Below are 12390 nucleotides of genomic sequence, written 5' to 3' on the forward strand. Positions count from 1 at the left end.
GTGATGGCACCACCCGTTTTCCGATTCGCCCCGAGCCCGAACGGCTTCCTGCATCTCGGCCACGCCTATTCCGCGCTGCTCAACTTCGATCGTGCGCGAAAGACGGGCGGGCGGTTGTTGCTGCGGATCGAGGACATCGACGTGACGCGGTGCCGGCCGGAGTTCGAGACGGCGATCTACGAGGATCTCGCCTGGCTCGGGATTGCCTGGGAGACGCCGGTGCGGCGGCAGTCGGAGCATCTCGCCGATTATCGCGCTGCGCTGGACAAGATGTCTGCGCTCAGTCTCGTCTATCCCGCCTTCGAAAGTCGGGCCGAGATCGCAAGGCTGGTCGCGGCGCGCGAGGCCGACGGGCCGTGGCCGCGCGATCCCGACGGCGCGCCGCTTTATCCGGGCGAGGCCAAATCGCTGTCGGTTGACGAGCGCTCGCGGCTGATCGCCTCGGGCGCGCCCTATGCGCTGCGGCTCGACATGGCGGCCGCCTGCCGTCACGCCCCAGGCGTGAGCTGGAACGAGCTCGGCGAGGGGCCGGACGGCGCGCGCGGCGTGGTGCCGGCGCGGCCGGAGGCCTGGGGCGATGTCATCCTGGCCCGCAAGGAGACGCCGACCAGCTACCATCTCTCGGTGGTCGTCGACGACGCGCTCCAGGGCGCCAGCGAGATCGTGCGGGGGCAGGACCTGTTTTACGCCACCGCGGTGCACCGCCTGCTCCAGGTTCTGCTCGGCCTGCCCGAGCCGGCCTATCGCCATCACCGGCTGATTCGCGATGAGGCGGGTCGGAAGCTGTCGAAATCGGGCCGCTCGACCGGTCTGCGCGAATTGCGCGCGGCCGGCCTCACGCCTGCCGCGATCCGCCGGCTAGTGGGATTAGGTTAAGTTTCTCTGGGGGTTAGCGAAACGTCGCCGTGACTCCGGGCGTTCCTCCGTGCCATGCTTGGCCAGCGCGGGGTTCGAAGAGGGTACTTCGAAGGGGATTCATGGCGGCGAAGACGCGTCCAGTGCGCACCACCCGGACGTCCAAGCGGCGGCCGCTTCGGAAGCGGCCCAAGGCGGGCGGTCAGCTGCGCAAGCGCAGCACCAAGGCGGTTGCGCCGGATGTCGTCCAAGCGGCGCTGGCCGCGTTTGCCCATGAGGTCCGCACCCCCCTGACCGGCATTCTCGCGATCAGCGACCTGCTCGCGACCTCCGACCTAGGCGAGCGGGAGCGGCGCTGGGCCGACACCATCAAAGCCGGCGCCGAGCATCTGGCGAGCCTCGCCACGCTGTTCGTGGATGCTGCCAGAACGGGGAAGGGCGGCAGCACGCCGCGCCAGGACCTGTTCGATCTCAAGGCGCTCGCCCGCACCGCCGGCGATTCGCTGGCCGGCCGTGCCGCGGCCAAAGGTCTCCAGGCCAAGGTCGAGATCGCCGAAAAGATCCCAGGGCTCGTGGTCGGTGATTCCGTCCGCCTGCGCGCCGCGCTCGAGAACCTGATCGACAACGCCGTGAAATTCACCGATCAGGGCGGAGTGGCCCTCGCCGTCGAGCCGTGGCGTCCCGCCAAAGGCAAAGCAAAGGGCAGAGTCGGCGTCGCCTTTGCGGTGTCCGACAGCGGCATCGGCCTGACCATGGCCGAGATCAAGCGGCTGTTCCGCCCCTTCACCCAGGCCAATGTCACCATTGCCTCACGCTTCGGCGGCGCCGGCTTGGGTCTCTCCTCGGTCAAGCAATTGGCGCGGGCGATGGGCGGCGACATCAATGTCGCTCCGCGCCGCGGTGGCGGCGCCACCTTCACATTGACGGTGTCGCTGGACTTGGCGGGACCGGGCACCGCCCGCAAGGCAAAGGACGGCAGCGAGCCCGAGGCGGTCGCTGCGCTTCGCGTTCTCAGCGTCGAGGACAATCCGTTCGGCCGCGTCGTGCTCAACACCATCCTGACCGAGCTCGGCCATCACGCCGAGTTCATCGGGCGCGGTGAGGACACCGTGAACCGGCTGGAGCAGGGCGCATTCGACGCGGTGCTGATGGACATGGTGCTGCCGGGCATCGACGGCATCGAGGCCATCCGGCGGATCCGCAGGCTGCCAACGCCGCTGGCTCGGATCCCGATCATCGGCGTGTCCGGCCGCGGCGAGGACGAGGCCGCCTCGCGCGAAGCCGGGGCCGACGCCTTCCTGGTCAAGCCTGTGTCTCCGCGGGCTTTAGCGACTGCGCTGCTTGAAGCGACACGCCGTGAGGAAGCCGCGACTTGATGATCGCAGCGTTCAGCTCGCCGCCGTAAACGAAGATCGCGGCGATGAAGTACAGAAACACCAGCGCGATGATCACCGAGGCGAGCCCCGCATACATCGTCACGTAATTGTTTGCGAAGCGGGCCAGGTATTGGCCGAACACGATGCTCGAGATCAACGACGCCACGATGGTGAAGACGATGCCGGGCAATATCTGCAGGAAGCTGCGCCGTCCCGCCGGCAGCCAGGCATGTAGGATGATCAGCGCCACCACCAGCGCGCCGATGGAGATGCCGTAGCGCACCCAGGTGAGGATGCTCTCGTTGGATTCGACGAACAGCGGAATGTGGCGCCGCGCCGCCTCGATGATGAGCGGACCGAGCACGATCAGGAACGCCATGGCGAGCGCCGTGAAGGCCGCAATGATCGTATAGGCAATTGATTCCAGCCGGAGCCAGTACCAGCTTCGCATCTCCACCACCGCATAGGCGCGGTTGAGCGCGACCCGCAGCGCCTCGACGCCGTTCGAGGCGAAGTAGACCGACAGCGCCGCGCCGATGGTCAAAAGGCCGGTCCGGGTGGTGGTTAGCACGTCATGAACCTCGCCCGAGATCGAATCGGCGACTTGCTTGGGCCAGACCTGGAGCATCAGGCTGGCGGCCTGGTCGGCGAGTTCCTTGGAGCCGAAGAAGCCGGCGAGCGCGGTCAGCACGATCAGGAACGGGAACAGCGCCATCAGCGTCGACAGCGCGATGTGGCTCGCGATCGCCCAGCCGTCATCGGCGAGGAACGTGTAAAACGCGTCCTCCAGCACGCAGTAAATGTAGCGGATGGCTTTCACTTGGCACCTACACCGCTGCTCTCTCCCTCTGCACGTAGGGAGAGGCCAGGAGAACGAGCAATGGGCGCAAATCGAAAAATCATCGCGCTACCATCTGATATTCTTGGCCCAAAAGCCAGTTCGCGAAGCCCCCCTTTGTCATTCCGGGGCGCGCGCAGCGCGAGGCCGGAATCCATCTAGCCGCGGCGCAAGTGGCGCGATGGATTCCGGGCTCGACGCGCCGGGTCTCGCTGCGCTCGATCCCGCCGCGTCGCCCCGGAATGACGAGCTGGGGAGATGGCGGACCGGCACACACGGTGTTATCTACCCTCAAATGGCATCTTTTCTGAGTACTTTCATCCTGCCGGCCGCAGCCGGCGCCGTGGCACTGGTGCTGCTGCTCGGGCTCATCAACATGATGCGCGGCGGCTCGCCCAACACCTCGCAGAAGCTGATGCGCTGGCGCGTGCTGCTTCAGTTCGTGGCGATCATCGTCGCGATGCTCGCGGTCTGGGCTATGGGACGCTGATCATGGTCGTACTCAATCGCATCTACACGAAGACCGGTGACGACGGCACGACGGCGCTGGGAACCGGCGAGCGGCGGCCGAAATACGATCTGCGCATCGAGGCCTATGGCACGGTCGACGAGACCAATGCCGCGATCGGCCTGGTCAGGCTCCACACCGCGGAGATGCCCGAGCTCGATGCGATGCTCGGCCGCATCCAGAACGATCTGTTCGATCTTGGTGCCGATCTCGCCGTGCCGGAGCGGGAAGGCAAGGACAAGGGCAAGGCCGAGCGGCTGCGCGTGGTGGCGAGCCAGGTCGAGCGGCTCGAGCGCGACATCGACGCGCTCAACGACAAGCTCGCGCCGCTGACTTCCTTCGTGCTTCCCGGCGGCACGCCGGCCGCGGCCTATCTGCATGTGGCGCGCACGATATGCCGCAGGGCGGAACGCGTGATCGTGGAACTGGCGGCCCAGCCGGACGAGCCGGTCAGCGCGGCTGGCATCCATTATATGAACCGTCTGTCCGACTTTCTGTTCGTGGCCAGCCGGGCCGTGAACGGCAATGGCGCCGGCGACGTGCTCTGGGTTCCCGGCCAGAACCGCTGACCCATCGCGCTCGGCGCATTTCAGAAGGCCAAAATTAGACCCGTTCGCGCGTTGACCGGGGCAGATCAGGCCTTTAGGTTCCGCGCCAGTTGATAACCCCCCTCCCAAATTGAGTGAAAGAGGATCGATGAAGGTCTTAGTGCCGGTAAAGCGGGTGGTCGATTACAACGTCAAGGTCCGCGTCAAGGGCGATGGATCGGGCGTTGAACTCGCCAACGTCAAGATGTCCATGAACCCCTTCGACGAAATCGCTGTCGAGGAAGCGCTGCGCCTGAAGGAAGCCGGCAAGGCCACCGAGGTCGTGGTGGTCTCGATTGGACCTGCGCAGGCGTCCGAGACGATCCGCACCGGTCTTGCCATGGGCGCCGATCGCGGCATCCTGGTGAAGGCGGACGGCACCGTCGAGCCGCTCGCCGTCGCCAAGATCCTGAAGAAGGTTGCGGACGAAGAGCAGCCGGGCCTGATCATTCTCGGCAAGCAGGCGATCGACGATGACTCGAACCAGACCGGCCAGATGCTGGCCGCGCTGCTCGGCTGGTCGCAGGCGACCTTCGCCTCCAAGCTCGAGGTCGAAGGTACCGACTTCAAGGTGACGCGTGAAGTCGATGGCGGTCTGCAGACCGTGAAGCTGAAGGGACCGGCGATCGTCACCACCGATCTCCGCCTCAACGAGCCGCGCTACGCCTCGCTGCCCAACATCATGAAGGCGAAGAAGAAGCCGATCGCGGAGAAGACGGTCGCCGATTACGGCGTCGACATCGCCGCGCGCCTCGAAGTTCTGAAGACGGCTGAGCCCGCGGGCCGCAAGGCCGGCGTCAAGGTCAAGGACGTCGCCGAGCTGGTGTCGAAACTCAAGAACGAAGCCGGGGTGCTCTGATGACGACGCTTCTGATTGCCGAACACGACAATGCGTCGCTCAAGGACGCCACCAACAAGGCCCTGACCGCAGCTGCCGCGCTTGGCGCGGATGTCGAGGTGCTGGTCGCCGGCCAGAACGCCAAGGCCGCGGCGGATGCCGCTGCCAAGCTCGCTGGCGTGAAGAAGGTGCTGCTCGCCGATGGCGACCTCTACGCGCACGATCTCGCCGAGCCGCTGGCTGCGCTGGTGGTGTCGCTGGCGTCCGGCTATGACGCCATCGTCGCGCCGGCGACCTCGCGCTTCAAGAACGTGATGCCCCGCATCGCCGCTCTGCTCGACGTCATGCAGGTCTCGGAGATCACCAAGGTGGTCGCGCCCGATACCTATGAGCGCCCGATCTACGCCGGCAACGCCATCCAGACGGTGAAGTCGAAGGATGCCAAGAAGGTCATCACGGTCCGCACCTCGACCTTCGCCGCAGCAGGCGAGGGCGGCAGCGCCCCGATCGAGACCGTGGCGGCGGCGGCCGATCCGGGCCTGTCGACTTTCGTCGGTGAGGAAGTCGCCAAGAGCGATCGCCCCGAGCTGACCTCGGCCAAGATCATCGTCTCCGGTGGCCGCGCCATGCAGAGCCGCGAGAACTTTGCCAAGTACATCGAGCCGCTCGCGGACAAGCTTGGGGCCGGTGTCGGTGCCTCGCGCGCCGCGGTCGATGCCGGCTATGCGCCGAACGACTGGCAGGTCGGCCAGACCGGCAAGGTGGTGGCCCCCGAGCTCTATGTCGCGGTCGGCATTTCCGGCGCGATCCAGCATCTGGCCGGCATGAAGGACTCCAAGGTGATCGTTGCGATCAACAAGGACGAGGACGCGCCGATCTTCCAGGTCGCCGACTACGGCCTGGTCGCCGATCTCTACCAGGCGGTTCCGGAGCTGACCGCCGAACTCGGCAAGCTCGGCAAGTAAAAGGCATCGAAAACACCGGCCGGAGGTATAAACTCCGGCCGGTGTTGCGTTTCTGAGGCGTTTTCTTTGGCGTGGGGCGCGCCTTGGAGGCGATCCAATCTAGGTTTCGAGCCAAGGTTCTGATTAAATCGGACCTCCCGGCTCGAGGGGAAAAGGCAGGGCGCGCCCCCCGCGCGCCGTTCCGGTGGATGACAATATGGCGGCAGTGATCAAGAAGGTCGGCGTGATCGGCGCGGGTCAGATGGGCAATGGCATCGCGCATGTCGCGGCGCTCGCTGGCTTCGACGTGGTGCTCAACGACGTTTCGGCCGACCGCCTCAAGTCGGGCATGGCCACCATCAACGGCAATCTGGCGCGCCAGGTCTCCAAGAAGGCCGTCACCGAGGACGACAGGGCCAAGGCGATTGCGCGTATCAAGCTAGCCGAGAAGCTGGACGATCTCGCCGATTGCGACCTCGTCATCGAGACCGCGGTCGAGAAGGAAGAGGTCAAGCGCAAGATCTTCCACGAGCTCTGCGCCGTATTGAAGCCGGAGGCGATCGTCGCCTCCGATACGTCCTCGATCTCGATCACGCGCCTCGCCGCCGCCACCGACCGCCCGGAGCGCTTCATCGGCATTCACTTCATGAATCCAGTGCCGTTGATGGAACTGGTCGAGCTGATCCGCGGCATCGCCACCGACGACGCCACCTTCGAGACCGCCAAGGACTTCGTCGGCAAGCTCGGCAAGCAGGTCGCGGTCTCCGAGGATTTCCCGGCCTTCATCGTCAACCGCATCCTGCTGCCGATGATCAACGAGGCGATCTACACGCTGTATGAAGGCGTCGGCAACGTCGAGGCGATCGACGCGGCGATGAAACTGGGCGCCCACCATCCCATGGGTCCGCTCGAGCTTGCCGATTTCATCGGGCTCGACACCTGCCTCTCCATCATGCAGGTGCTGCACGAGGGGCTAGCCGACTCCAAGTACCGCCCGTGCCCGCTGCTGGTCAAATACGTCGAGGCCGGCTGGCTCGGCCGCAAGACCCAGCGCGGCTTCTACGACTACCGCGGCGCCAAGCCGGTGCCGACGCGGTAAGGTGGCCTTGTGCCCCGGACGCAGCGCGGAGCGCTGCAGAGCCGAGGCCCAGGAGCCGCGCGCTGAAGGCTAGGTCCCGGCTCTGCGGTGCGTCACTTGCGTGCCGCCCCTTGTCCGGGACACGATTGCCCGTACTGCTCCATGACAATTCATGTCGCGTTAACCTCTCGCGCCTAGGTTACGGCCGGCACGAGGGTTCGCGTAATGGACATGATGGCAATGGTCAGCAGCATGCTGGCCGCACAGCAAGGCGCGCTGCAGTCGAATATCGCGGCGACGCTGACCAAGCAGAACGCGGATATGGAGAAATCCACCGTCCTGACGCTGCTCGGCACCGGCCAGCCCTCGCTCGCCAATGTCGCCCCCGGCGTCGGCGGCAATCTCAATGTGACGGCCTAAACCCTTAAAGCGCCGCGGCGGCCTTGCCGGTTGCCGCGCGGATCAGCTTGAGCGCGTCCTCACTCGCCCATTCCGCCGGCCCCGCGATCGTCGCGATTTCACACCCCTGCGGGTCGACCAGCACGGAGGTGGGCATGCCCAGTGCCCGTCCCACGGCCTTAAGATCCTGGAACACCTTGGCTTTCTGGTCGCTGAAATAGGCGAGCCGGGTCAGGTTGGCCTCTTTCAGGAAGGTTTTCGGCTTCTCCAGGTCGCGGGTGTCGATGTTGATCGCCACCACCTCGAAATTCGGGCCCGATAGCTTGCCCTGGAGCTCGTCCAGCGCCGGCATCTCCTTGCGGCAGGGCACGCACCAGGTGGCCCAGAGGTTCACCAGCAGGGTCTTGCCGCGGAAGTCGGACAGCTTCTTCGGCTTGCCCTCGGCATCCTCGAAGGTGAGGTCGGGCAGCTTCAGCGGGGCGCTTGCCATGGTCAGCGCCGCCACCTCGCCATGGGCGAGCGGGGCGATCTTCTGCGCCGTCGCCACCGCCGCCTTGCAGGTCGGATCGCCCAAGGGCGCCCGGCTCGGGCCGAGCCCGTACAGCGCGGCGAAGCCGGCCAGCCCGACGATCGCCACGGCGGCGATGACGAAGGGGATGCGGCGCGTGGCGGAGGGCTTCTGGTCGAGCATATCGTTTGTCATCCGGTCGCAGATATGGCTATCAGGGGCCTCTTAATACGGCTGGCCGCGGCCAGCAAACGTGCGGCAAATCAGGCGTGAGCAGGGGATCATGAGCAACAAGATGTGGGGCGGCCGGTTCTCGGAACGCCCCGACGAGATCATGGAAGAGATCAACGTCTCCATCGACGTCGATCGTCACCTCTTCGCCCAGGACATTGCCGCGTCCAAGGCCCACGCCGCGATGTTGGCCAATCAGGGCATCATCACGGCTTCTGATGCGAAAAATATCGGCAAGGGTCTAGACACAATCCTGTCAGAGATCGGCAAGGGCGGCTTCGAATTCAAGCGCGCGCTCGAGGACATCCATATGAATGTCGAGAGCCGCCTGTCGGAGCTGATCGGCCCGGCCGCCGGAAGGCTGCACACCGCGCGTTCGCGCAACGACCAGGTCGCCACCGACTTCCGTCTGTTCGTCCGCGACGTCATTGACGAGACCGATGCCGCGCTCGCCGCGTTCCAGCAGGCCCTGGTGGACCGCGCGCTGGAGCACGCCGCAACCGTGATGCCCGGCTTCACGCATCTGCAAACGGCGCAGCCCGTCACGTTCGGCCATCACCTGCTGGCTTATGTCGAGATGGCGGCGCGCGACCGCGGCCGCTTCCAGGACGCCCGCAAGCGCCTGAACGAATCGCCGCTGGGCGCGGCTGCGCTCGCCGGCACCTCGTTCCCGATCGACCGCCATGCCACCGCGAAGGCGCTCCTGTTCGACCGCCCGATGGCGAACTCGCTCGATGCCGTCTCCGACCGCGATTTCGTGCTGGAGACGCTGTCGGCCGCCGCGATCTGCGCCGTGCACATGTCGCGCTTTGCCGAGGAGATCGTGATCTGGACCTCGCCGCTGGTCGGCATGATCCGGCTCAGCGACAAGTTCACCACGGGATCCTCGATCATGCCGCAGAAGCGCAACCCGGATGCCGCCGAGCTGGTGCGCGCCAAGACCGGCCGCGTCATCGGCGCGCTCAACGGCCTCCTGATCGTCATGAAGGGCCTGCCGCTCGCCTATCAAAAGGACATGCAGGAGGACAAGCAGGGCGCCATGGAGGGTTTTGCCGCGCTGTCGCTGGCAATCCGCGCCATGACCGGCATGGTCCGTGATCTCGTTCCGGACGAAGCCAAGATGAAGGCGGCCGCGGGCGAGGGCTATGCCACGGCGACCGACCTCGCCGACTGGCTGGTGCGGACGCTGAGGATGCCGTTCCGCGAGGCGCACCACGTCACGGGCCGCATCGTCGCCAAGGCCGCCGAGGGGGGCGTCGCGCTGCACGAGCTGCCGCTCAAGGAAATGCAGGCGATCGAGCCCAAAATCACCAAGGACGTGCTCGGTGTGCTCTCGGTCGAATCGTCGGTGAAGAGCCGCACCAGCTTTGGCGGCACCGCGCCGAAGAACGTGGCGTCCCAGGCCAAGGCCTGGGCGAAGCGGCTGGAAAAAGAGCGAAAATTGGGCTGAGGGCAAAATTTCGCTTATGTTTCATGGTCATCCGGCTCTCGCCAGAACGCGCCAATCTCTGTATGGTGCGCCGCGCGTAGTGGGGATTTTCGTCGTGACGTCAAAGTTTCGCCCGGCCGGCTCGGGGTGGGCCATCATTGTCTTGAGCCTGACGGCGCTCGCGCTTGCAGGTTGCGGCCGCAAGGGCCCGCTGGATCTGCCGCCGACCGCCTCCAACGCCCCCGCAGCCACCGGCGCCGCACCCGTCGAGCCCGAGACCGCGGCCCAGAAGGCGCCGAGCCTGTTCGAACCCACGGCCAGCGCGGATGCTGCGCCCGCGGCGGCCAAGGGCCGGAAGAAATCGTTTATTCTCGACCCGCTCCTGGACGAACCTCCCGGCAAGAAATAAGCCGGGACAACCGAGCCTGCGCCATGAACCATTTCGACTATCGCAACGGCGTGCTGCACGCCGAGGCGGTGAACCTGTCCGAGCTGGCCGCCACCGTCGGCACGCCGTTCTACTGCTATTCGACCGCAACGCTGGAGCGGCATTACCGCGTCTTCACCGAGGCCTTTGCCGGCGAGAAGGTGCTGGTCTGCTACGCCATGAAGGCGAACTCCAACCAGTCGGTGCTGCGGACGCTGGCCAAGCTCGGCGCCGGCGCCGACGTGGTTTCGGGCGGCGAGCTGAAGCGCGCTTTGGCCGCCGGCATTCCCGCCAGCAAGATCGTCTTCTCCGGCGTCGGCAAGACCGAGGCAGAGCTGCGCGCGGCGCTCGCCGCCGACATCCTCTGCCTCAACGTCGAATCCGAGCCGGAACTCGAACTACTGTCGCGCCTGGCGACCGAGATGGGCAAGACCGCGCGCATCTCGCTCCGCGTCAATCCCGACGTCGATGCCGGCACGCACGCAAAGATCTCCACCGGCAAGTCCGAGAACAAGTTCGGCATCCCGATCGTGCATGCCCGCGAGGTCTATGCGCGCGCGGCGAAGCTGCCCGGAATCAAGGTGACCGGCACCGACGTGCATATCGGCAGCCAGATCACCGACCTGTCCGGCATGGAGACCGCGTTCCGCATCCTCTCCGAATTCGTGCAGACGCTTCGGGCGGACGGCCACGACATCAGCCACGTCGATTTCGGCGGCGGTCTCGGCATCCCCTATTACATGGATCGCGAGGCGCCGCCGGCGCCCGCCGCCTATGCCGCCATGGTCAGGCGCGTCAGCCACAATCTCGGCTGCACGCTGATGTTCGAGCCGGGCCGCATGATCGTCGGCAATGCCGGCATCCTGGTCGCCAAGGTGATCTATGTGAAGCACGGCGACGGCAAGAATTTCGTCATCATCGACGCGGCCATGAACGACCTGATCCGCCCGACACTGTACGAGGCGCATCACGACATCCTGGCGGTGAAGCAGCCGGCCAAGGGCGCCGCCACCATCAAGGCCGATGTCGTCGGCCCGGTCTGCGAGACCGGCGATTATCTCGCCCTCGACCGCACGCTGCCGACGCCCGCGCCCGGCGATCTCCTCGCCATCATGACCGCCGGTGCCTATGGCGCCGTGCAGGCCGGCACCTACAACACCCGGCCGCTGGTGCCCGAGGTGCTGGTGAAGGGCGACCAATACGCCGTGGTGCGCCCGCGCATCGAGGTGGAGCAGCTCATTGCAATGGACACGCCGGCGCCGTGGCTGTGAGGCCGCTACCAAAACCTGCAAAACAACCCCATGCACAGTAGACCGGGGGTTTCGGAATGATGCGTGGCCGTCGGGCAAAACCGCTTGAACTGTCGAGCAGATTCAGCACGACCGCGCTATTTCGCTGAACGTCAGTTTTTTCCGCCTACGATCACACCCGCTTTCTTCTCGATCGGCTTGATGGCCGCGGTGAAATCGGACTCGGCGCCTTCTGCGCGGATCACGGTCTCCCACAGCCGCCCGACCGCGTCGGCGACCTCCATCGACAGGCCGAGCTGCGTCATCTCCTCCAGTGCCAGCCGCACGTCCTTCACCATCAATCCCGTGGCGAAGCCGAAGTCGAAGGTGCGCGGCAGCACCGCGCGCGGAAACTTGTCGCGGCTCGCGGTGTTCATGCCCGAGCCCGCATTGATGACGTCGATCATCACGGCGGGATCGAGCCCGGCCTTCACGCCCATCACCACGGCTTCCGACGTCGCCACGATCGCGGTGGCCGACAGGAAATTGTTGGCGAGCTTCATGGTCTGCGCCGCGCCCGGCTTCTCGCCGATGAAGAACACCTTTCCGATCACCTCGAGCGCAGGCTTGAGCAGCGCGAACTCGGCTTTCGGGCCTGACACCATCACGGCAAGCGTGCCCTTCTCGGCGCCGCCAACGCCGCCGGAGACGGGACAGTCGATCTGCACGATGCCGCGCTCTTTGAGCAGCCCGTGAATCTTCGCGGCCATCGCCGAGCCGACGGTTGAGAGATCGACGAAACGTTTGGCACGCGTGCCCTCGATCACGCCGCCAGCGCCGGTGGCAACGTCCAGGGAAGCCTGCAGCGAGGGCAGGCTCGCCATCACGGTCTCGACCTGGTCAGCGACGTCCTTCGGCGACGACGCGGCAGTGGCACCGCGCGCGACTAGCTTGTCCATGACCTCCTTGCGCGTGTCGAATACGACGAGCCTGTGCCCCGCCTCGATCAACCGCCGCGCCATCGGGAAACCCATGTTTCCGAGCCCGATGAATCCGATGTCCATGGTGTTTCCCTTTGGTTGTTGTTGAAAACGCGCACACCGCCCTCGATGTCGTCCCGGACAAGCGCGCCCTAAAGCGCGC

At 65.8% G+C, this 12390-nt stretch carries 14 protein-coding genes; 11 read left to right on the top strand and 3 right to left on the bottom strand.

The features are described from left to right. Positions 1-3 precede the first annotated feature (3 nt). Entirely contained in the window at positions 4-876 is an 873-nt protein-coding gene (gluQRS, locus tag ACTEK7_RS16780) for a tRNA glutamyl-Q(34) synthetase GluQRS (protein ID WP_225142852.1), read from the top strand. A 101-nt stretch (positions 877-977) separates the two neighbouring features. Beyond that, the gene (locus ACTEK7_RS16785; protein ID WP_225147399.1) at positions 978-2231 is read left to right on the top strand and encodes an ATP-binding protein; all 1254 of its coding nucleotides are present in this window, start codon (positions 978-980) and stop codon (positions 2229-2231) included. Here the strand turns inward: ACTEK7_RS16785 and ACTEK7_RS16790 are convergent. Further along, a complete protein-coding gene (locus ACTEK7_RS16790) occupies positions 2158-3051 on the bottom strand; it encodes a YihY/virulence factor BrkB family protein (protein ID WP_225147398.1) in 894 nt (297 codons plus the stop codon). The two genes, ACTEK7_RS16785 and ACTEK7_RS16790, sit on opposite strands and share 74 nt — an antisense overlap. Positions 3052-3364: 313 nt before the next feature. Between ACTEK7_RS16790 and ACTEK7_RS16795 the strand changes: the two genes are divergently transcribed. The 6 genes from ACTEK7_RS16795 to ACTEK7_RS16820 all read left to right on the top strand — a co-directional run bounded on the left by ACTEK7_RS16795 (position 3365) and on the right by ACTEK7_RS16820 (position 7444). Continuing rightward, the gene (locus ACTEK7_RS16795) at positions 3365-3559 is read left to right on the top strand and encodes a twin transmembrane helix small protein (protein WP_036020744.1); all 195 of its coding nucleotides are present in this window, start codon (positions 3365-3367) and stop codon (positions 3557-3559) included. A 2-nt stretch (positions 3560-3561) separates the two neighbouring features. Beyond that, positions 3562-4146, top strand: coding sequence for a cob(I)yrinic acid a,c-diamide adenosyltransferase (locus ACTEK7_RS16800; RefSeq protein ID WP_225147397.1), 585 nt, complete (start codon positions 3562-3564; stop codon positions 4144-4146). Positions 4147-4273: 127 nt separating this feature from the next. Continuing rightward, on the top strand, positions 4274-5023 hold the full coding sequence (locus ACTEK7_RS16805) for an electron transfer flavoprotein subunit beta/FixA family protein (RefSeq protein ID WP_036020746.1): 750 nt from the start codon (positions 4274-4276) through the stop codon (positions 5021-5023). Then, positions 5023-5967: an electron transfer flavoprotein subunit alpha/FixB family protein gene (locus tag ACTEK7_RS16810; RefSeq protein ID WP_225147396.1), complete on the top strand. Its 945-nt coding sequence runs from the start codon at positions 5023-5025 to the stop codon at positions 5965-5967. The genes ACTEK7_RS16805 and ACTEK7_RS16810 overlap by 1 nt, the downstream gene beginning before the upstream one ends. 196 nt (positions 5968-6163) lie before the next feature. Next, entirely contained in the window at positions 6164-7045 is an 882-nt protein-coding gene (locus ACTEK7_RS16815; RefSeq protein ID WP_035996839.1) for a 3-hydroxybutyryl-CoA dehydrogenase, read from the top strand. A 204-nt stretch (positions 7046-7249) separates the two neighbouring features. Then, on the top strand, positions 7250-7444 hold the full coding sequence (locus ACTEK7_RS16820; RefSeq protein ID WP_036020754.1) for a glutathione S-transferase family protein: 195 nt from the start codon (positions 7250-7252) through the stop codon (positions 7442-7444). A gap of 4 nt (positions 7445-7448) precedes the next feature. On the opposite strand, the gene tlpA is transcribed toward ACTEK7_RS16820, so the two are convergent. Beyond that, positions 7449-8114 carry a thiol:disulfide interchange protein TlpA gene (gene tlpA, locus ACTEK7_RS16825; RefSeq protein WP_225113053.1) on the bottom strand — a complete coding sequence of 222 codons (666 nt, stop codon included), beginning with the start codon at positions 8112-8114 and terminating at the stop codon, positions 7449-7451. A 100-nt stretch (positions 8115-8214) separates the two neighbouring features. Here tlpA and argH point away from each other — a divergent pair, with 100 nt between their 5' ends. The 3 genes from argH to lysA all read left to right on the top strand — a co-directional run bounded on the left by argH (position 8215) and on the right by lysA (position 11289). Continuing rightward, entirely contained in the window at positions 8215-9612 is a 1398-nt protein-coding gene (argH, locus tag ACTEK7_RS16830; RefSeq protein ID WP_225147395.1) for an argininosuccinate lyase, read from the top strand. A 94-nt stretch (positions 9613-9706) separates the two neighbouring features. Next, entirely contained in the window at positions 9707-10000 is a 294-nt protein-coding gene (gene lptM, locus ACTEK7_RS16835) for an LPS translocon maturation chaperone LptM (RefSeq protein ID WP_035996882.1), read from the top strand. 23 nt (positions 10001-10023) lie between these two features. After that, on the top strand, positions 10024-11289 hold the full coding sequence (lysA, locus tag ACTEK7_RS16840; RefSeq protein ID WP_035996848.1) for a diaminopimelate decarboxylase: 1266 nt from the start codon (positions 10024-10026) through the stop codon (positions 11287-11289). A gap of 131 nt (positions 11290-11420) precedes the next feature. Here the strand turns inward: lysA and ACTEK7_RS16845 are convergent, their stop codons facing one another. Further along, positions 11421-12311, bottom strand: coding sequence for an NAD(P)-dependent oxidoreductase (locus ACTEK7_RS16845; RefSeq protein WP_225147394.1), 891 nt, complete (start codon positions 12309-12311; stop codon positions 11421-11423). Positions 12312-12390 lie beyond the last annotated feature (79 nt).

It is taken from the genome of Bradyrhizobium sp. JHI2711, assembly GCF_056156565.1.